We start from the raw sequence: 21156 nt of genomic DNA, 5'->3' as shown, positions 1-21156 counted from the left end.
TCATTCCGGGAGCTCCGTGCTCAGCGGTAGACCTCGACGCCGTACAGGGAGTAGCCGTAGACGGTTCCGCGCTGGGTGAGACTGAGCCTCAGGAACCGGCCAGACCCGACGAGGCCGGTCAGATCGTCCACCCCGCCGTCACCAACAGCGGTCGAGTAGATCGTCGTCCAAGTACCGCCGTCCTCGGAGGTCTGCACCTCGTACGCCTTGCCGTACGCCACCTCCCAGGACAACCGCACCCGCCCGATGCGCTGCGAGGACCCCAGATCCACCCGCAACCACTGCGGATCACTCCGCAGACTCGACCACCGCGTCAGCCCATCCCCGTCAGTGGCGTTTCCGGCCGCGTAGTGGTCGGTGAGGGTCGTCGTTCCGTCGGCCCGCATCACGGCTTCGGTGCTGGAGGCGGCGGCGGGCCGGTCCTGGGCGAGGTTGCCGGGGACCGCAAGCGGAGGGTTGCCGGGGGCACGGCCGGCCGCTCCGATGACCGGCAGGAATTCGGCGAAGGTGGCGGTGGGCTTCGGGGATCCCCAGGTCTGCTGGGCGAGTACCCGCAGCGCCTTGGCCACCCCTGCGGCGACCTGCTCCTCGGTCTCCGCTGACGGGGTGTCGCACCAGATGTGGAGCTTGGCGCCACGGTTGCGGGTGGCTTCCGTGACCGTAGTGCCGTCGTCGAAGGTGTCGGGCCTCCAGCTCTCGTACAGGGCTGCGGTCGGCGGCTTGTACCGTCCGAGGACGTAGTACAGCCACGAGCGGGCCTCGTTGGTGACGGTGTGACCACGGGCGATCAAGGTCTGGGCGGAGAGGCCACTGGAGTTCCACTTCTCGCCGAGGATGCCGGGGGCCGGCTCCACGGTGCCATCGCCCTTGATGCCGTCGGTCCAGATCCGGGTGGTCTTCCCGGCGGCGCGCACGAGTTCGTCCACGTGATTGATGAACCCGTAGTAGGTGTCGACGGCCTTGGCGCCGCTGCCGTACTGCTCCCGGGCGTAGGCCAGAAGCTGCGGGTACCGCTGGTAGTCGGTGACGTACTCGTCCGCCCCGGTGTGCCAGTAGGGGGCGGGGAACAACGGCAGGTATTCGGTGACCAGGTCGTCCACCATCCGGCGGGCTGCGGGCAGGGACAGGTCGATCCTGCCGTCGGCCGCCCTGCCCAGGGTGTCCTTGAGCTGGAGTTCCGGGTGGGCTGCGATGACCGGGGCCATGTGGCCGGGCGCATCGATCTCCGGGACGACCATGACGTGGAAACGGGAGGCATAGGCGATCAGGTCGGTGATCTCCCGCTTGCTGTAGTGCTGCGCGGAGACGATCTCGGGGTGGCCGGCGCTCTCGATCCGGAAGCCCTGATCGTCGGACAGGTGCAGGTGGAGGTAATTGAGCTTGAGATGGGCCATCTCCCGGATTTGCTCCTGGAGCCAGTCCACGGTGAAGTATTTGCGGCCGACGTCCACCATGAGGCCGCGCTCTACCTTGTCCGGCCAATCACGGGCGGTGCCCCCGGGGATGGCCGGGCTCTGGTGCAGCAGTTGCAGGAGGGTCCGCGTTCCGTGAAACACCCCGGTGTCCGTCCGGCCTCTGACCGTCAGTACGGTGGCGGAGGTGAGGCTGTAGCCCTCTTCGCCGAGTTGGGGGTCGGTGGATCCGAGAGTGAGGACGATGTCACCGGTCCGCGCGTGGCCGGGTGCGGCGGCCTTCACGGGTGCGTCCACGGCGGTCAGCTCTCGGAGATCGGCTGCCAGTTGTCTTCCCTCGTCGCCGAGTTGGGCTGTGTAGACGGGGTCGATCAGGATCCGGGCCGCCGAGGTGAGGACGAAGCCTCCCGGCGAGGGCGCCCACTGCTGGAGGGCCGGAACCGTTCGAGGGGCGGCGGTGGCTGCGATGGCGGCCGTTTCACCGCGCGCGGGCGCCGCGCCCGGGACTGAGAGCCCAGTGACGACGAGAGCCGCTCCGGCGAAACCGGCGAGACGGCGGACCAGCGGAAAACGGGGACCCTTGCCGGCGGGCGCACAGGTGGGGACGGATGCCACGGGCGACTCCTTCGTGTGGCCGGGCTGCGAGGCGGCCCGGTGAGTCGGTCGGACTGCGAAATGGTCGGGAGCCGCCGTTCCCGCGCTGCGTGCACACCGCCGCCGGCTCCACCTCTGGCCCAAGTCATGGGATGTATTGGACCGATGCACTGGGCCCTCACCATGACAGCGCGGCTAATTACGGGCAAGACGCGTGTGGGACATGGGATGAATTACCTGTCGAAGCCTTGACGAGCAGCCGGGGAGCCGCCATAAGATCTCTCGCACAGTTGAGTGAATGTGGCTCGAAGCCCGGCCATCCAGGCACCTGCGTGCAGCACTCCTCCGTGGAACAGGAGCGTCACCGTGTCGCCTTCCCTCCCGCTGCCGAAGCCGTCTCGCCGAGCCGTGCTCGGCGCTGCGGCACTGGCCGCAGCGCCGTTCCGGCCGGGCACCGCCGCCCCCGCAGTCGCGCCGCTCACCTTCCTGCGGCCCACCGCCCGTGAGTTGACCGGACTGACCGACGTCGAGGTGTCCGCACCACCGGGGACCACCGCCGTCCGCTTCAGCCTCGGCGGGATCGCCTTCGCGGAGCTCACCGACCTCTATGCCCGGGGTACCGCCACCGCTCCGATCTGGCGCACCGCCACCGATGCCGCCTGGTTCCCTCCCGGCGCGCAGTCGCTGCGAGCGGAGGCAGACGTCCCCGGTGGCACGCTCAGCGCCGAATGGGCCGTCACGGTCACCGCCCCGGCGCCCGCGCCCCCCGGGAGGACCTTCCTCAACGGCGGCTGGCGCGTGGCCGCGCAGGCCGAGCTGCCGACCGGGGCGCTGGCCGGCGGCTCGCCCCCGGCGTGCCGGCCGGCGTTCGACGACGGCGCACTGACACTCGCCGTCGTCCCGGGCTCGCTCGGCGCGGTCCGTCAGCGCTGGAACGATGCGGCAGGCCTGGTCGCCCTCTACCGCCGCACCGTCGATCTGCCCGCGGCGGCAGCCGGCGAGCGCACCTTGCTGACCTTCGCATCCTGCTACTTCACACTGCGGCTGTTCATCAACGGCACGGCGGCCGGTTCGGCGACCGGCGGCTACCTGCCGGAGACGTTCGACGTCACCGATCTCGTCAAGGCCGGCCCCAACACGGTGGCCGTCGTCGTGGACCACCGGGCGAGCGAACTGTTCCCGCTCAATCCGGCGCTGTACTGGAACTACGGCGGCATGATCGGCGAAGTGCACCTCGACCGCACCGGTCCACTGGCCCTGACCGACATCACCGCGACCGGCACCGCCGGCGGGGAGCTGACCCTGCGGGGCGCCGGAGTGAACACCACCGGGTCCAGTCGGCAGGTCGCCGCGACGGTCCAGCTCACGGGACCGGACGGAGTCGACCTGCCCCCCGCTCCGGTCGTCCTGGTCCTCCCCCACGGCCAGGGCCGGGTCGCGTCCGCCCCCGTGACGGTGACCGTCCCCGCACCGAAACTCTGGTCCCCCGAACGACCCGCGCTGTACACCGTCCGGCTCTCACCGCGCTCGGGCCGACCACTCACCACCCGGACGGGCTTCAGGGACGTGCGCGTCCAGGGCGATCAACTCATGCTCAACGGCGAGCCGGTGACGGACCTGCAGGGATTCAACCGGCACGCGGACCATCCCGGGCTCGGTCGCACCCAGCCGGACGCTCTGGCCCGCAGAGAGCTGGCCCGGCTGCGCGCCAAGGGCTTCAGGCTCTACCGGCCCGGCCACTACCCCGCCACCCCCGGCGAGCTGGACGCCGCGGACGAGCTGGGACTGCTGGTCATCGAGGAAATCAACGTCACCCAGCGCAGCGCGGCCCAGCTGACCAGTCCCGCCGTCGTCGCGTTCGCCAAGGAGCGGCTGACGAAGACGATCGAGCGAGACCGTTCCCATCCGTCGATCATCGCGTGGTCGGTCGGCAACGAGAACGGCACCCACGTCGCTTCCGGCGCCGACTACGTCCGCCAGCTCACCGGCTTCGGCCGCGCCCTGGACCCCACCCGGCTGTACACCCATGTGACCGGCTGGGGCGCGGGGGATGCCGCCTTCGCCCATGACGACCTGGTCTGCGTCAACGTGTACGACGGCTGGTACTACGGCACCTTCGGCACCCTGACCGACCCGTCCGGCGGCGACTACGGCCTCCCCGCGATCCAGAGCAGAGCGGGCACCAAACCCGTCCTGCTCAGCGAGTACGGCGCCGAGGCCGTCGCCGGCAATTCCGGCCTGGGCATGGGCACGGAGCACTACCAGGGCTTGCTGATCGACGAGTACGACCGCCTGCTGACCGGTCGCAAGGGCGTCATAGGCCGGATGTACTGGACTTCCAGCGAGTTCGCCCTCAACCCGACGGGCGGCGGCGGCAATCCCCGACCGGTGCCCGGGTACCACAACAAGGGTTTGCTCACCTACTGGCGAGAGCCCAAGCTCGGCTGGCGGGTGATCTTCTCACCCGCCCGGATCGACTGCCTGCCGCCCCTGCTCCTGCCCTCAGGCGCGGAGGTGCCCTTCACCGTCACCGTCCGGGACACACACGGGCACGGCGTGCAGGGGACGCTGCTGATCACACCACCGGCCGGATGTACCGTGGCGCCCGCCTCCTCCCGGCTGGCCATCGCGCCCGGCGCCAGCACCACCGTCACGGTCCGACTGCGCGGCGAGGCGCCGCCGGACGGGGCGGCGGGCCTGGTCCGGTTCGTGATCGACAGCGACACCGAGGCCCAGCCGAGGCCGTTGCGGCCGGCCGAACCCTCCCCCTCACTGGCTGCGGCCTTCAACAACGTGGGCATCACCGACGCCTCCGCGCCGGACGCCTCGACCTTCACCACGAGCAAACGCAGCTACTCCGCGGAGGCCCTGGCGTCCCTCGGCATCCTCCCGGGCCGGACCCTCACCCACCGCGGTACCGCATTCGCCTGGCCGGCCACCCGGGCGGGGCAGCCGGACAACGTCGCCGCCACCGGCCAGTTGATCCGCCTCGACCGTACGGGCAGCGTGATCAGCATCTTGGCGGCGGCCACCTACGGCGCGCAGGGCGGGCCGGGCACCGTCCACTACGCGGACGGGACGACTTCCTCGTACACCCTTCGCGTCGGGGACTGGTACACCACCGCGTCCGCCGACCGGGAGGCGGCCGTCGCCGTGACGCCGTACCACCACGGTCCGGCCGGCAGGATCGACGGCGCGGTGACTCTCTGGCGTGCCGACGTCCCGGTGGACGCGGCGCGCCGCGTCCACGCATTACGCCTGCCCGACAGCGGGACGCCGCCGACGGGATGCCTGCACGTCTTCGCCGTCACCGTGGCCTGAGCCCGGACATCGATGGTGGCGGCGCCGTGGAGTCACGCACCACCACGTGGGCCGGAATCTCGACGGGCCCGGGGGCGCTGTCCTGTTCGATGATCTGCAGGAGCGTTTCCACAGCTTTCGCCCCGATCTGATCGACGTCCTGGTGGACGGTGGTCAGAGCGGGCCGCATCAGGGTGCACAGGTCGAGGTCGTCGAAGCCGATCACCGACACGTCCTCCGGCACCCGCAGCCCCTGGTCGGTGAGAGCACGGATCACGGCGAACGCCTCGATGTCGCTCTCCGCGACCACCGCGGTGAACTGCACGCCGCTGTTCAGCAGGGTGACGGTCGCGTCGTAGGCGCCTTCGGGTGTCCAGTCGGAGGCGATCACCAGTCTGGGATCCTCCGTCACACCCCTCTCGGCCAACGCCGCCCGCGCACCGGCGATACGGTCGCGCCCGGGCAGGACGGCTTCGGGTACCGCGATCCGGGCGATTCTCCGATGCCCCAGCTCAAGGAGGTGCCGTACTGCTTGCCGGGCCCCGTCGACGTTGTCGGAACTGACGTAGGTCGCTTTCGGCCCCGATCCGACGGCGTCGATGAACACGGTCGGGATGGCGGATTCCAGCAGCGCCTGCCTCTGCGCCTCCTCCGGGGCCCCGAGTGTGATCACCCCGGCGACCTTGCGCGAGCGGAGGCGGCGGACGTAGCTGCTGCTGTCGGGCCGTTCGGGCCGGGACGGCATCAGCAGGTCGTAGCCGACATCCGTGGCGCGGGTCTGCAGGGCCCGCAGTACACCGATGTAGAAGTACAGATCGGGTCGCGTCAGGAGGGACAGCAACGCCTGGTCGTGGCCGAAGGCGCCACTGAGGGCGATCGTCTTGGACGTCGACCTGACGAGGCTCTGGGCCGCGGCGTCGGGCTCGTACCCCAACGTCGCCGCGGCGGCCTCGACCTTGGCGCGGGCGGCGTCACTCACCCGTGCCGAGCCCGAGAACGTGCGCGACACGGTGGCCTGGGAGACACCCGCCAACCGCGCCACGTCTTCACTGGTGACCATCGCATTCCTCTCCGGATGGCTCATAGCCTGGACACGGCCTGAATGCGCATGCATTGCTTGATGCGCCCCATGCTGCCGACGAGTGTGAACCTTGTCAACCAACGCCATGAACTGGTGCAACAGCAGGTCTTGACGGAGGCGTTCCGCATGGTTAGCGTCTGCGCCACCTTGAATACGCATTCACAGAGTGCTTGAGGGGTTCGTGCCTATCGCCGCCGGCCTTCGTCGGCGGCCATGCAGAGGAGCACCACCATGTCCAGACGCTCCCGTCGGCTTTTGTCCCTCTCCGCGTGGGCCGCCGCCGTCCTCACCCTGACCACGGGCTGTGCGGCCGGTGGCGGTTCGACGGCGAAGAGCGGCGACACGTCGGCGAACGGCGACGTCACGCTGACGTTCCTGACGTTCGAGACTCCGAACCTGACCACCGAGTACTGGGACGCCGCGATAGCGCGGACCAGTGCGAGGGTCCCGGGCGTCAAGATCAAGAAGCTGGTCTCGCCGAACACCGACTACACCGGGTACGCCAAGCAGCTACTGGCCTCGGGCCAGCTGCCCGACCTGATGATCGGCATCGCGCCGACCGACTTCGTCAAGGCCGGCGCGCTGGCACCGTACTCGGCCGACCAGCTGAGCACCTTCGTGGACCCCACGGCCGGCGCGATCAACGGCAAGAGCTACCAGTTGCCGTGGGCCACCCAGGCCGTGCCGCTCGTCTATTACAACAAGGACGACTTCGCCAAGGCCGGCATCGCGAGTCCGCCGAACACGTGGGCGGACTTCCTCGCCACGTGCGCCAAGCTCAAGGCCGCCGGCATCACCCCGATCGAGATCGGTGGTGGCGGCACGGACACCTGGGCCGATCAGTACCCGCTGGTCGCGACGGTCAGCACCGACCTCTACCCGTCGGATCCGACCTTCGTGGCGGACCTGGCCTCCGGCAAGGCGTCCTTCACCGATCCGAAGTTCGTCGCCGCCGTCCGCAAGGTCGCGACGCTCGCGTCGAGCGGATACCTGGACAAGGCGGGCCTCAGCCGCAGCTACGACAACACCGAGCAGGCCTTCCGCGACAACAAGGCCGCGATGTACCCGATGGGCAGCTGGTTCCCGGCTTCGGCGGACACCAAGCCGCCGTCGTTCGGAGTCGGCGTGTTCCCGTGGCCGACGGACAGCGGGCAGACCGTACTGCCGGTCGACACCGGCGGTGGAGTGGCGGTCAGCGCCAAGGCCGCAGACGTCGCACTCGCGCAGAAGTGGGCGCTGGCCTTCTCCACCGACACGGCCAACCTGGACGCCGCGGTGAACGCCGACGGGGTGTTCATGGCGATCAAGGGCTACACCCCGCCGGCTGACGCCGGCCCCAACTACCTCGCGAGCTACAAGCTCTACCAGGACGCTCTCGCCAACAAGCAGACGGTCAAGGCGTTCGCAACCAACGACGCCCTGCCTTCCGGTGTCACCGACGACATGACGAAGTCCCTCGTCGATCTGATCAACGGGAGCAGCAGCCCGGAGCAGTTCGCCCAGAACCTGCAGAACTCCTACAAGAAGAACACCAACGGCGGCTGACAGCCGGTCCGCACCTCGAACCGGTGCGGCGCCCGCCGGGGAGGCGCCGCACCACCCCGGACCACCGTCCGTTGATCTGGAGGAGAACAGTGCCCAGAGCACTCGCCATGGCACCCAAGGGCAAACGGCTGCGCACAGGAACGTACTGGCTCGGCTTCGCGGGTCCCGGGATCCTTGTCTACCTGGCCTTCGTCACGATCCCCACGGTCATGGCGCTATGGCAGAGCTTCACCAACAAGAACGTGTTCAACCCTCCGACCCGGTGGATCGGGCTGGCGAACTACCGCGATCTGTTCGCCGACCCGGCGTTCCAGCACGCACTGGCCAACACCATGATCCTGGCCGTACTGACGATCGTCATCCCCAACGTGCTGGGACTGGGACTGGCGATGCTGATCGACCGCACGCATCGCTTCTACCGGGCCCTGCGCAGCGTCTTCTTCGTGCCGGTCATCCTGTCCGGTGTCGTGGTCAGCGTCATCTGGCAGTCGATCCTGGCCGACGGCGGGATCCTGGACACCGTGCTCGTCCAGGTGGGCGTGAACGACCCGCCGGGATGGCTCACCGACCGCCACCTCGCGCTGTACAGCGTGGCCACCGTAGCCATCTGGCAGAGCCTGGGCTTTTGCATCGTCGTCTACCTGGCCGGCCTGCAGACCATTCCGACCGAGCTGAACGAGGCTTCCGCCATCGACGGCGCCTCCGCCTGGCAGCGATTCCGGACCGTCACGTGGCCGCTGCTCGCGCCGGCCACGACCATCAACACGGTCATGCTGCTGATCAATGCGTTCAAGACCTACGACCAGGTGCAGGTGATCACCAACGGCGGCCCGGGCACGGACGCGACCACCACCCTGGCCTACAACATCGTCACGATCGGCTTCACCGGCAATCGCGTCGGCTACGCCTCGACCTACGCCGTGGTCATGCTCGTGCTGACCGCCGTGGTGTCGATGGTGACCCTGCGGCTGCTGCAACGGCGGGAGCGGCACCTGTGAGCACCCACACTTCACCTCAGGACACTGCCATGGACATCGACGCCGAGCCCGCCCCGGCCCCCCGCACGCCGCGTACGCCCGGTACGGAGACCTCGTACGTCCGGACCCGGGAAGCCCGTCCGGACCGCCGCTCGCTGCGGCGCTGGTCCGACGACCGGATCCCGTGGCTGCGCCCGGTGCTGTCGCTGCTGTGCGCGACGCTCTATTCCGTTCCCCTTTATCTGGTCGTCGCCAACGTGTTCAAACCCGGCGAGCAGATCAGCGCCACGCCGTGGACGCTGCCGGTGCGCCCCACGACGGCGAACCTGCGCCAAGTGCTCGGCGGCCCGGACCACCTGTTCTGGACCGGGTTGCTCAACAGCGTGCAGATCACCGTGGTCTCCATGGTCGCCGCCACCGTCATATCCGCCATGCTGGGCTACGCGATAGCACGCTCGCGCCACGTCGCCGCCAAGATGCTCCTGTTCTTCCTGCTGGCCGGGCTGATGGTGCCGGGAGTGGTGATCCTCAACCCGCTGGTCCAGGTCCTGGACAGCATCGGCCTGATGAACACGCTGCCCGGGCTGGTCCTGTGCAACATCGGGTACTACGTACCGTTCGGCGTATTCCTGTTCGCCGGCTTCGTACGGACCGTTCCGATCGAGTTGGAGGAGGCCGCAGCGCTCGACGGCGCCGGCCGCACGTACGTCTTCTGGCGCGTCGTCTTCCCCCTGCTGCGACCGGCCACCGCCAGCGTGCTGATATTCCTGGGCGTCTGGATCTGGGGCGACTTCCTGGCCCCGCTGATCATCCTCGGCCCGGAATCCGGCACCACCGTCACCGTCGGCGTCTACCGCGCGGTGGGAATGCACTCAGCCGACTACGGGCAGCTGTTCGCGTTCATGCTCCTCGCCTCGCTGCCCATCCTCATCCTGTTCCTCGCCTTCCAGCGGCACTTCGTCAAGGGGCTCACCACCGGAGCCTCCAAGGGCTGACGCCCCGGGCGCGGCCGGTGGTCCGGGACCGCGACGACGGCCACCACCTGGAAAGGGCCCCGCCCCCGCGCCCGCCGAGAGGCCGGCTCCGCCCGACCGCACGCTCAACCGCTCGGCCGCCCGACCCGACCCGGCGCGGCCGCCCGGTCGATGGGTCGCGCCCGGACACCGGAGCCCGGAGCCTCTCGCCCTTCCCGCCATTCACGGACAACGAATCGAGCATTCCATGACCCGCATCGCCTTCGTCGGCGCCGGCTCGGTGGTCTTCACCCGGCAGCTCTTGAACGACATCCTTTCCTACCCCGAGCTGTCGGGCGTCGACATCGCCCTGCACGACATCGACCCGGAGCGGCTCGAAGTCGCCGCCGCCCTGGCCGCGCACACCGCCCGGACCCTCGGCGCCAAGCCGACCATCACGGCCACCACCGACCGCCGCACCGCACTCGCCGGCGCGGACTTCGTGGTGAACATGATCGCCGTCGGCGGACATCAGGCGACGATCACCGACTTCGAGGTCCCCGCCGCTGCCGGACTGCGCCAGACCATCGGGGACACCCTCGGACCCGGCGGCATCTTCCGAGCTCTGCGCACCTTCCCGGTACTCGACGCCATCGCGGCCGACATGCTCCAGGTGTGCCCGGACGCATGGCTGCTGAACTACACCAACCCGATGGCCATGAACATCCAGTACCTGGCCGCCGTCGCGCCACGCCTCAAGGTCGCAGGCCTGTGCCACTCCGTGTACTACACGGTGAAGAGGCTGTGCGAAATCGTCGGAGTTCCCCAGGACGAGGTCGACGTCCTGTCCGCGGGCGTCAACCACCAGGCGTGGATCCTGCGCTGGCAGCACCAGGGGCGCGACCTGTACCCGATGCTCGACGTCGCCATCGCGGCCGATCCCGAGTTGGCCCGACGGCTCCGGATCGACATGTACCGGCGCCTGGGCTACTTCCCCACCGAGAGCAGCGAGCACGGCAGCGAGTACGTGCCGTGGTATCTCCACGACGACCGCGAGATCGCCCGGCTGCGGCTCCCCGTCGACGAGTACATACGGATCAGCTCGCAGAACCTGGCCACCTACACCGCCCTGCGCGACACGATCACCGCCGGTGGCGACCCGGCCGGCGACTGGGAGAGCACGGCCGTCGAGTACGCGCCCCAGATCATCCACAGCCTGACCACCGGCACCCGGCGCACCATCCAGATCACCACCGCCAACACGGGCCTGATCACCAACTTGCCCGACGGCGCCGCCGTGGAAGTCCCCGCCACCCTCGACCGCCTCGGCATCCACCCACACCACGTCGGTGCACTGCCCGTGCAGCTCGCGGCACCGAACCGGCACTTCCTCAACGTCGTCGAACTCGTCGTCGCCGCCGCCACGCAAGGCGATCCCCGCCACATCCGGCACGCGGCCATGGCCGATCCCGCCACCGCGGCGACACTGACAGTGGACGAGATCTGGCAGCTGTGCGACGACATGGTCGTCGCACACGGCGAGGCCCTGCCCGAGCCGCTGCGTCGTACCCTGCCGGCCGTGCGGGGCCGATGATGGGCACCTTCGACCTCGTGGTCGTCGGGGATGCCAATCCGGACGTACTCATCGCCGGCGCGCCCGCCGTCCCGGCCTACGGCCAGACGGAGACCCTGGTCCGGGCCGGCACCCTGGCGCTGGGCGGATCAGCGGCGATCGTCGCCCACGGAGCGGCCAGGCTCGGCCTGGCCACGGCCTTGGTCTCGGTCGTCGGCCGGGACTCCGCCGGCTCCTTCGTTCTGGACACGCTGGCCTCCGCCGGAGTCGACGTCAGCCGCGTCACCCGCCACGACGAGGAACCCACCGCCCTCACCGTGTGCCTGGGCGGCCCGGACGGTGACCGAGCCATCCTCACCGCCACCGGCGCTCTCGCCTCCTTCGATCCGCGCGAGCTGCCGCGGGCGCGCCACGTCCACGCGGCCTCGTACTTTCTCCAGCCGCGTCTGGCCGGGCGACTGACCGGACTGTTCCGCGACGCCCGCGACCTCGGCGCCACCACTTCCCTCGACACGAACCACGACCCGTCAGGCCGCTGGAACCTGGCCCCGGGGCTGCTCGGGGCGTGCGACTACGCCTTGCCCAACGAGTCCGAAGCCCTGGCTCTGTCCCGCACGGGCAGCGTGGCGCAGGCGATGGCTGCGCTGGCCGGGTCGGGGACCACGCCGGTCGTGAAACGCGGTCGGGACGGTGCGGTGGCTCTGACCGAGGGCGGCGTCGTCACCGCCCGCAGCCATCCCGTCGACCCCGTCGACACGGTGGGTGCCGGAGACAGCTTCGACGCGGGGTTCCTGGCCGGCCTGCTGGACGGCGGCGACCTGACCCGGGCCCTCGCACTCGGCTGCGCCTGCGGCGCCCTCTCCACGGGGGCCGCAGGCGGCACCGCTGCCCAGCCGGCGTGGGAGCAGGCCTTGGCTTTCGCGCGGCAAGGCCATGAGGAGGGGAGGTGATAGCAGGGCGCTCGCCGGGGGGCGGCGTCTCCACGAGGAGCCCGGGCTTACCGGTCGATCGGCCGTCCCCGGCCGATCGACGCAGGCGCCGCAGGACGGCGCCACACATCTCATGCCGACAAGGGAGCTTCCATGCGAAGAAGAACGATTGTCCCGGCGATGGCTGTCATCGGCCTCGCCGTGAGCCTTGTGTCCCCGGTACCGCGAGCGGTGGCGAGTCCGCCGGCCACCACCAATCTGACGAGCGACGGCGGGTTCGAGTCGGGGGCGCTGGCCTCCTACGAGAACAGCTACGGGTCGGGCATGTCAACGGCCGCATTCCAAGGGGCGTACGCGGCCCGTGTAGGAAATGACGGAGCCGCCGGAGCGGTGTCCCAGGTCCACACCGGTCTGGTGCCGGGCGGCGACTACGTGGCATGGGTGACGGGGCGTACCACCGACGCGGCATCGGCCCTCAAGCTCACGGCCTCCCAGCCCGGCGGAAACGACGTCTCGGCACAGTCCGCGTCCACCTCTTGGGCGCCCCTGACCGTGGACTTCACGGTCGCGGCCGGAAACGACCGGGCCGCCGTCTACTGCTACAAGGACGCGACGCCCGGCTACGGCCTCTGCGACGAGATGAACGTGCACCGGGTCAACAAGATCGCCGTGGCGGACGCGGGCTTCGAGTCCGGCTCGCTCGGGGCCTGGACCCACAGCTACGGGTCCTCGGTGACCGACGCGACCGCCCACACGGGAACCCGTTCCGCCAAGGTCGGCTCGTCGGGCGTTGCGGGCGCCGTATCGCAGCGCATCAACGGGCTCAAACCGAACACCTCGTACGTGGCCACCGCTTGGGCGATGACGAGGGACTCCAGCGTCGCCCTCGTCGCCTCCCAGTACGGCGGGCCGGATGTGAGCCACTCGCTCCAGTCCTCGCAGTTCGCCCCCGCGCGGGTCATGTTCACGACCGGCCCGACCGGGACCGGGGTCAACCTGTACTGCGCCAAGGGTGCGACCGGTGAGGCGTGGTGCGACGACTTCGCGCTGCGGGAGCTACGCCCCAACGTGGACGATCCGGTGACCGGCACCCTCCAGATCCCGGCCGGATACCTCACGGTCGGCCTGGACTCCGCGGGCACGGTCGTCGACCTGGTCGATTCGCGAAGCGGAGCCGACCGCATCGCGCCGGGCAAGCGCACCTCCCTGGTCAGCCTGGTCGTCAACGGCCAGACGTACCAGTCCACCTCCGTGACCCGGTCGCCCGGCGACGCCGATCTCTACACCTTCGCCAACGCGCAAGCGGGGTACCAGGTCGATGTCCGCACGGCCACCAAGGCCGGCTACACCACGCTGGAGGTCACCCGTGTGACCGCCCCCGCCGGCGCGGACGTGCAGACGCTGCTGTGGGGCCCGCTGCCCGTCGCCATCGGCCAGACCGTCGGCGAGTCCGTGGGCATCGTGCGCGACAACGGGTTCGCCATCGGCCTCAAGCCCCTGACGGACCGCACCGAAGGCGCGTGGCCCAGGGAGTACAAGCAGACCGGTTGGCAGAGCGACGTCATCGCCAACCCCTACTACCTCCAGGACGACGAACAAGAGGAATGGAGCGCCGCGGCCAAGACCACCTGGGGATCGCAGCTTCGAGCCTTCACGTTCGACTACACCAAGGAACGCCTGCGCAAGAACCGTCTCGGGCACGCCATCCCGGTCGGCCCGCTGACCGCGGAGCCCACGGTGGTCGGGTCCAAGATCGCGCTGTTCGGCATGGCGCCCGAGCTGGCGCCCACCGTGCTCTCCTCCGTCGCACTCGGCGAGAAGCTGCCCTACCCCAGGCAGAACGGCCAATGGCAGAAGGCTTCCCAGGCCAGCAGCCAGTCGCTCCTCGTCCTGGAAGACCTGCACGCGGACAACATCGAGGTGGCGAGCGGGTTCGCCAAGGCGGCCGGAATCAATTCCGTCTACGCACTGACCCCGAAGGGCCTGGGACCGTGGCGGACGGACGGCTCCTACCAGTTCGCCCCGGACTTCGGTGGCGATGACGACGGCGCCACGGCGCTGGTCGCGAACGCCGAAGCCAAGGGCGCCCATGTCGGCGTCCACACCCTGTCGGACTTCATCGCGCCCGGGGACCCGTACATCACGACGGCCGATCCGCGGCTCGCCCTGGCGGGCCGGGCGAAGCTCAGCCGGCCGCTCTCGGCGACCGACACGAGCCTGTTCCTCGACGGCGGCGCACCGGTCGCGGCCGGCATCATCGGCAACACCCTGCGCGTCGGCAACGAGTTCATCCGGTACACGGGGGCGACCCAGGTCGGTTCGGAATGGCAGGTGACGGGCCTGAGCCGCGGACAGTGGGGCTCCACGGCGGCGGGCGCCACCAGCAACACCACGGTCTCCCGCCTCATCCAGAACAGCTATGGCGGAGCGATCGGCGGCCTGGGCATCATCGACGAGATCGCCACCCGCTTCGCCACCATCGCGAACACCACGGGTGTCCGGGCCCATTCCTTCGACGGCCTCGAATCGGCCAGCCAGTCGGGCTGGGGCAGTTTCGGCATGGCCCGGCTGGTCAACAGCACGTACGCGCAGACCGACCGCAAGGACGGCTACGTCACCGAGACCAGCCGGACGACCTCCAACACCTGGGACGCGGTGACCCGGGCGAGCTGGGGCGAGATCAGCATCACCTCGATGGACCAGCTGTTCAAGAACGACGTCTTCTACGAGGCGAACTACCTCCCCTCGATGATGGGCTGGCTGGGCCTGAACGGAGGGGACAGCCTCCTGAACGTCGAGGCCAAACTCGCTCGTGCGGCGGGCCTCGACGCCGGCGTCGATTTCGTGGGAAGGGTCGCCAACCTGCAAGCCGGTTCGCGGACCGGCGTACTGCTCGACGCGATCAAGCAGTGGGACACCGCCCGTAACCTCGGGGCGTTCACCGAGGCGCAGAAGGCAGCGCTGCGCGACACCTCCACCTACTGGCGGCTGACGGTCGTCCAGCCCGGCAAGAGCTGGTCGCTCCAGCAGCTCAACGCCAGTGGCAACCCGGTCGGTTCGGCTCAGAGCGTCTCGGCCCCGACGCCCCAGCTGGACTCGGCGGCACTGCCCGCGGCGGGGCTGGACAAGCTGTACGAAGCCAGGGTCATCTCGAACACCCCGGCCACCGTCCGCTTCGCCGTGACCGCCGGGTCCCTGCCGGCCGGTCTTCAGCTGAACAACGACACCGGAGGGATCATCGGCACCCCGACCGCGGCGGGCCAGTCCACCTTCACCATCACGGCCACGAACTCGGGCGGACTGCAGAACGCCCAGCGGACCTACAGCATCACCGTGAACTGACCCCCTGGAGCAACCCGTAACGCGGGGGGCTCTTCCCCTGGCATGACGGGGGAAGAGCCCCCCGCGACAACCTGGCGAGGACCAGGCCAACGGTGCCGTATGGTTGAGGCATCGACGCGGGGTGGAGCAGTTCGGTAGCTCGCTGGGCTCATAACCCAGAGGTCGCAGGTTCAAATCCTGTCCCCGCTACTGTGCAGAAGGGCTCGGATCCCCAACAGGATCCGGGCCCTTCTGCTGTATCCACTGCCGACGTTCTCATGCGCGTCTGCGGCGTTCAGGCGAGGGATCCGGTCCGGCCGGCCTGCCCGGTCTCGATGTGGCCGATGAAACGCTGGGACCAATGGGGGTCATTGCTCACGGTGACAGTGAAGTCGTACCAACCGTTGCCGTAGGAGAGTTGGTTGAAGAAGTCGTCCACGGCCTGGCCCGCCCCGACGGTGTAGGTCCAGTTGCCGGTGCGGTAGTTGTTCGAGGTGATCGTGAACGTCGCGGCGGCGGGACCGTCGTTGCGCATCTGGAACCAGAGGGCGATGGGGTCGCGCTGCGGCGCGAAGTAGCTCCTCACCCGGGCGTAGCGACCGGTCCCGGTGGCGGTGTTGCCCTTGAAGCGGCGCTGGAATCGGTTGGGGCCGGTGATGGTGAGATCGTATTTGCCGTTGCCGTAGCCCGAGCCGATGTTGAAGTAGTCGGTGGCGGTACCGTTCGGGTTCACGGTGTACTGCCAGGGGCCGCCTCCGCGGTAGGCGTTTGCGTGCGCGGCGAAGTGGGCGGCTCCGGTGGCCAGGGGGCCGAGGTTCTCGATGGTGACCCAGATCGACTGGCTGCCGGCGGCGTTGGTCCCCTCATACCGGTCGAGGTAAGCGTTGGTCTGGTAGGGCAGGGCGCAAGCGGTCTTGTTGCCGGATTCCTGCGCGGGCCGTGCTCCGCCGCCAGCGGGAGGCTTGGCGGATGCCGTGGTGCCGCACGCCGTCTCGGTCATGAGCGTGTGGCCGGCCGGAACCGGGCCGGGCAGGGGCGGTAGGGGGCCGAACACAGGGTGTGCGAAGTCGAAGGCGGAGGTGAGGTCCCCGCAGACCGCACGACGCCAAGGGCTGATGTTGGGACACTGCACACCGGTCCACTTCTCCAGGAAGCGCAGCACGGAGGTGTGGTCGAAGAGCTGGGAGTTCACCCGGCCGCCGCGGGTCCAGGGGGAGACGATGATCATCGGCACGCGGAACCCGAGCCCGATCGGCAGCCCTCCGACGTACTCGGTGGCGTCGGCCGAATTCGCGGGCACGGCGGGCGGAACGTGGTCGAAGAAGCCGTCGTTCTCGTCGTAGGTGAGCATGAACACGGTGGAGTTGAAGATGTCCTGGTTGTCGTTCAGTGCCTCAAGAACACGCTGGGCCACCGTCGCGCCGACGCTGGGGCTGGCGCTCGGGTGCTCGGAATTGGCGTAGTCGGTGACGATCCAGGACACCTTGGGCAGTGTGTTGCTGACCACGTCGTCGCGGAGCGCCTCCACGATGGCATCCGCCACGTCGCCCCCGCCGTAGGGGACGCCGGCCACGCCGCGCTGCCACAACGCCGGGTCCCCCGTACCGTCCTCGTAGGGGTCGGCGCTCATGAAGGGCGCGAAGTACTCCAGGGCGTTGTCACCATAGTTCCGGTCGCCGTCCGGGTCGTAGACCTGGTAGACCTTCCAGTCGATGCCCGCCAGCTCCAGGGCCTCCGCGTAACTCTGCCAGTTCTGCTCCGAGCGCCGGAAGTCGCCGCCGTCCTTGTTCACCTGGTTCGCGCCGGCCAGGCCGGCGCCGATGGACCCCGACCACAGGTAGTTGCGGTTCGGACCGGTGCCGGTCATCGACGAGCAGTGGTACGCGTCGCAGATGGTGTAGGCGTCCGCCAGGGCGTAGTTGAAGGGGATGTCGGTGCGGGTCATGTACCCCATCGTCATGCCGGTGCCGCTCTTGGCGGAGTACCAGTTGTCCATCCGCCCGCCGTTCCAGGCACTGTGCTGATCGCTCCAGCTGTGGCCACCGCCGTCGACCTCACACTCGGAGCTCTCCCAGCTGTTGGGGGCGGCGCTCAGCTGCCAGGGAAAGATCGAACCGGCGCCGCGCGGCTGCTGGAAGACCGTCTTGTTCGACGGAGCGGTGGATGTCCCCGGCAGGTCGATGACACTGTGATCACTGAAGCCCCGGACGCCCTTGAGCATGCCGTAGTAGTGGTCGAAGCTGCGGTTCTCCTGCATGAGGATCACCACGTGCTTGACGGGCGCGAGGAGCGGGTCGGGAGCCACCGCCGCCACCGGTTGCGCCGCGAAGCGCTTGCCCGTGTCGGCTGGACCCGGTCGCCCGACCACGACAGCCGCCGCTGCTGCGGTAGCCGACGCGAGAAACATCCGACGTCTGATTCTGTTTGTCATGGGGAAAGCGCCTCCTGCTGCAGATGTCGCACGAACCGGAGCGGTTCCGGGGACCATCGCGCGCTCGCACACCCCGCATAGGAGAGGGGTCGTTGACACCGCTTCTGGTCACCCGGCTTGGCCTGCGACAACGAGGTGATGTGGGCCCGTGCGGCGAGAGCCGGCACGTCCGACGCGGCGTCTGCCCGTCGGCGGTTCAGGCTCCGTCCCGAAGATGAACGAGACGCATCCCGTGGACCACCAGCAATCAAGGAGCGGACGATCGCTTCCCCAATAGATCCCATGTATGACCCCATGGGACCGAAGCTGCCCGTGCGGGCCCGACCAGAACGGCCGGGAGTTCGGGGTGCCGGAGGCCTCGGGGAAGCACCTCCGGGGGGTGCGCACATGTGGCGGGGTTGAAGTGCGGTGACGACTCTCCGCTTGCGGCCAGCGACATCAGCCGCAACCCGACGGCATCGAGGTGGATCGACCGAGCGCCATCATCAGCCCCGACTTGGTGGAGTTCATCGTGGTTGATCTAGGCGGCGAAGGCGGCGGCGATCTGACGACAGGCGTCGGCGGGGGTGCCGGCTTTGGAGTGGGCGCGGGCGGCGCGGGCGTGGAGCATGGCCATCATGCGGGGCGAGGAGATCTTGCGGTGGTCGGCGAAGGCTCCGTCGAGTAGGTGGAGCGCGCCGTGGGAGTCGTTCGCGCTGTAGCGGAGGTTGGCCCAGCAAGGCGAGGGTGACCGCTCCCAGGGTGGGGTCCGTCGAGGAGGCGCAGGCGCCCACGGCCAGGGCGGTGCGTGCTTCGCCACAGCTGCGTGATCGCCGGATGCGCGACTCCCTTCGAGGGCGGGCACAGATCGGCCATCACCACCCGGCCAGAAGCAGGACCACGCATTGGCCATGATCCCAAAGCAGTGCGAGGCGGCCGGTGGTCGTGGGCGGCGCGTCGGCGCACGAGAGGCGCCGTCGTCGCGGACGGGGATGAGGTGGGCATCGGGTGGAGGACGTGGAACGCAATCCCGCGCAGACCTGGTTCTTCCCCCGTGGCTGGGCTTGAGGTAGAGACGCGGAAGGCCCCGCACAGAGGCCGGATTTCCACTGGAACAGGAAGCCGGGGGTGCACGTGCGGGGCCGCGCTCACGGGGTGGGAGCCGTCAGACTCGGGTCAGGGCGTAGGTGCCCGTACCGTCCTGCCTGCCGCCGGAGTACTGACGGACCAGCTCCCCGTCTGCGTACCGGTCGTGGCCCAGCATGGACCCGGTGTACTTGTTCTGCAGACCGATCTTCGAGCTGCCGGGTACGTCGCGGTAGATGTAGAACCGCTGGAGGTCGTCCTCCCCGCAGGTGGCCGTCGTCAGGTAGGCCTGCTCCAGATTGGCGATGTCCGCCGGGATGGTCGCGCATCCGCCGTTGCCCCAGTTCCAGAGGGTCGCCTCCAGGACTCCGTTGTTCTCCGTGACGTTGCACAGGCGCCAGTTGTCCAGGTGGGCGCTGAAGAAGGTCGACTCTCGCAGGCGGATGCCGTCGTTGGCCAGCAGCGGTGCGCTCCAGTTCAGGGGCTTGCCGGGGACATCGATTTTGTAGACGGCGGGTTGGCAGTCCAGGGCGGCTCGCGTGGCGGGCTGGGCGGCCTGGACGGCCTTCATGCTCTGGGCGGCTGTGACGGCTTTGTCGGCGTCACGCTTGGCCTGATCGGCATTGGCCGAGCGGACGGGTCCGGCCGGGTGCTTCGCGGTCGCGACGGGAGAGCCGCAGTCGAGGAGATCCTGTGCCTTGCGCATGATGCTGCTGGCCGGGACGGTGTCCTCGCAGCGGACCGCGCCTTCTTCGAGGGTGGTGTAGGTGGTATAGCTGCCGCTCTCGGGCCCATCGACCCACTTGGTGGCGCTGTTGCCGTTGCCGGTGGCGACGCGGTTGCAGTTCAGGCTGCCGTACTGGCCTGTGACCTTGCGGGTCCCCTCGTACAGGGCGTAGTAGCCGGGCCTGCGGAAGTCCCAGGAGATCGACTTGGACTCGCTGCTGGTGGTGCTGGAGGATATCTGCACGTTCAGGCCCAGGCTTCCGCCCACCTGGCCGAGCAGTTCAACCTGGAAGCTGCCCTGGATGTTGGCAGAGAGGCCGACCTGGACCGTGACCACGGTCTGTGTGCTGGTCTCGATCGTCTGGGAGCCCGTTGACCCCTCGGTTACGTACCAGCCCTTGAAATGCGTGATCGTCGGAACGACCTGGGTGGACTTGATGTACGGGTAGCGCTTTCCGAGGTCGGCCGGTGTGCAGGAATCGCCGAGCTTCGGCTGGCCTGCCGCCAGAGCGGCCGGCTTGGCCGTGGCCGGAGCCGCGGCGGCCGGAGCGGCCGTCGCCGTCGTGGCGGCGAGCGCGGAAACAGCGAGCGCGCTGAGGGCTGTCAGCCCTATTCGCCAGAGGCCGGATGATCGTGAATGACGCATCGTGCTCATCCCCCTTGGGCCAGGCTCCGCGTTGGGCAGGCGGGAGTCCCGGTCGGTGGTCGGTGTGTGGTGAATGTTTCCTCACCACGGCGAACTTAGCGTCGGCAGTGGCGCAGTGACGATGGCGGAATCAGTCAGTTCCGGGGCACAACCCATAGCTTTTTACGGACTGTTCGGCGGTCCTACCCTGCACGAATTCATCAGGATTTCATGGGTGTAGACATAATGCATCACCGCCTCGCCCCAACGGGCTGGCTGGTCGTGAATCTGTCGCCGTCACCCCGCCGACCAGTGGCTGTCACTGCAGTCCCTCGCCGTGTGACGGCACGTGAGGCCGCCACGAAAGCCTCACGGAATTCGGTCAACTCTGCTAGTCCGAAACCGTGTTCCTTGGGTGGGCCGCGACAGCCCGAATATTTGCGCACTCGCCCGAACAGCTCTATTAACAACGGAAGCAGACATCACGAGCACGGTGAATGGAATCCACCGAAGGTCGTTCGCCTGCCCTCTGAGAGTTCTATCGGAGCCAAAGAGCAAGATTTCGATCGAGGAGGCCATGTCGGGGTAAATCGACCCTCGCCGCGTGAAATCAACGCTGCCGTA

The 21156-nt window shown here is 68.9% G+C and carries 12 protein-coding genes and 1 tRNA gene; 8 read left to right on the top strand and 5 right to left on the bottom strand.

The window, feature by feature from the left end; all coding sequences use genetic code 11:
• Positions 1 to 20: 20 nt before the first annotated feature.
• Entirely contained in the window at positions 21 to 2027 is a 2007-nt protein-coding gene (locus AB0M92_RS35245; protein ID WP_366106437.1) for a family 20 glycosylhydrolase, read from the bottom strand.
• Positions 2028 to 2372: 345 nt separating this feature from the next.
• Between AB0M92_RS35245 and AB0M92_RS35240 the strand changes: the two genes are divergently transcribed.
• Positions 2373 to 5327, top strand: coding sequence for a glycoside hydrolase family 2 TIM barrel-domain containing protein (locus tag AB0M92_RS35240; RefSeq protein WP_366106436.1), 2955 nt, complete (start codon positions 2373 to 2375; stop codon positions 5325 to 5327).
• On the opposite strand, the gene AB0M92_RS35235 is transcribed toward AB0M92_RS35240, so the two are convergent.
• Entirely contained in the window at positions 5314 to 6486 is a 1173-nt protein-coding gene (locus AB0M92_RS35235; RefSeq protein ID WP_366106435.1) for a LacI family DNA-binding transcriptional regulator, read from the bottom strand. The genes AB0M92_RS35240 and AB0M92_RS35235 overlap by 14 nt on opposite strands.
• A 132-nt stretch (positions 6487 to 6618) precedes the next feature.
• Here AB0M92_RS35235 and AB0M92_RS35230 point away from each other — a divergent pair, with 132 nt between their 5' ends.
• The 7 genes from AB0M92_RS35230 to AB0M92_RS35200 all read left to right on the top strand — a co-directional run bounded on the left by AB0M92_RS35230 (position 6619) and on the right by AB0M92_RS35200 (position 15895).
• Positions 6619 to 7932 carry an extracellular solute-binding protein gene (locus tag AB0M92_RS35230; RefSeq protein ID WP_366106434.1) on the top strand — a complete coding sequence of 438 codons (1314 nt, stop codon included), beginning with the start codon at positions 6619 to 6621 and terminating at the stop codon, positions 7930 to 7932.
• Positions 7933 to 8021: 89 nt separating this feature from the next.
• Positions 8022 to 8930, top strand: a complete 909-nt coding sequence (locus AB0M92_RS35225) for a sugar ABC transporter permease (RefSeq protein ID WP_366106432.1) — start codon at positions 8022 to 8024, stop codon at positions 8928 to 8930.
• Positions 8931 to 8959: 29 nt separating this feature from the next.
• Positions 8960 to 9904, top strand: coding sequence for a carbohydrate ABC transporter permease (locus AB0M92_RS35220; RefSeq protein WP_366106431.1), 945 nt, complete (start codon positions 8960 to 8962; stop codon positions 9902 to 9904).
• A 226-nt stretch (positions 9905 to 10130) separates the two neighbouring features.
• Positions 10131 to 11456, top strand: a complete 1326-nt coding sequence (locus tag AB0M92_RS35215; protein WP_366106429.1) for an alpha-glucosidase/alpha-galactosidase — start codon at positions 10131 to 10133, stop codon at positions 11454 to 11456.
• A complete protein-coding gene (locus AB0M92_RS35210; RefSeq protein ID WP_366106428.1) occupies positions 11456 to 12385 on the top strand; it encodes a carbohydrate kinase family protein in 930 nt (309 codons plus the stop codon). The genes AB0M92_RS35215 and AB0M92_RS35210 overlap by 1 nt, the downstream gene beginning before the upstream one ends.
• A 159-nt stretch (positions 12386 to 12544) precedes the next feature.
• Positions 12545 to 15706 carry a putative Ig domain-containing protein gene (locus tag AB0M92_RS35205; RefSeq protein WP_366106427.1) on the top strand — a complete coding sequence of 1054 codons (3162 nt, stop codon included), beginning with the start codon at positions 12545 to 12547 and terminating at the stop codon, positions 15704 to 15706.
• 115 nt (positions 15707 to 15821) lie between these two features.
• A tRNA-Met gene (locus AB0M92_RS35200) sits at positions 15822 to 15895 on the top strand.
• Between the two features lie 85 nt (positions 15896 to 15980).
• Here AB0M92_RS35200 and AB0M92_RS35195 read toward each other — a convergent pair.
• From AB0M92_RS35195 to AB0M92_RS35185, 3 genes are all read right to left on the bottom strand, one after another.
• Positions 15981 to 18092 (bottom strand): phosphocholine-specific phospholipase C, encoded by a 2112-nt coding sequence (locus tag AB0M92_RS35195; RefSeq protein WP_366106426.1) that lies wholly within the window; start codon positions 18090 to 18092, stop codon positions 15981 to 15983.
• A 544-nt stretch (positions 18093 to 18636) separates the two neighbouring features.
• Positions 18637 to 18915 (bottom strand): hypothetical protein, encoded by a 279-nt coding sequence (locus AB0M92_RS35190; protein ID WP_366106425.1) that lies wholly within the window; start codon positions 18913 to 18915, stop codon positions 18637 to 18639.
• 345 nt (positions 18916 to 19260) lie between these two features.
• Positions 19261 to 20553, bottom strand: coding sequence for a hypothetical protein (locus tag AB0M92_RS35185; RefSeq protein ID WP_366106424.1), 1293 nt, complete (start codon positions 20551 to 20553; stop codon positions 19261 to 19263).
• Positions 20554 to 21156: the final 603 nt, after the last annotated feature.

The organism is Streptomyces sp. NPDC051582 (genome assembly GCF_040681715.1).
Classification (GTDB): Bacteria; Actinomycetota; Actinomycetes; order Streptomycetales; family Streptomycetaceae; genus Streptomyces.
The sequence above is the reverse complement of the archived record's forward strand: the minus strand, read 5'-3'. Positions and strand labels throughout refer to the sequence as shown.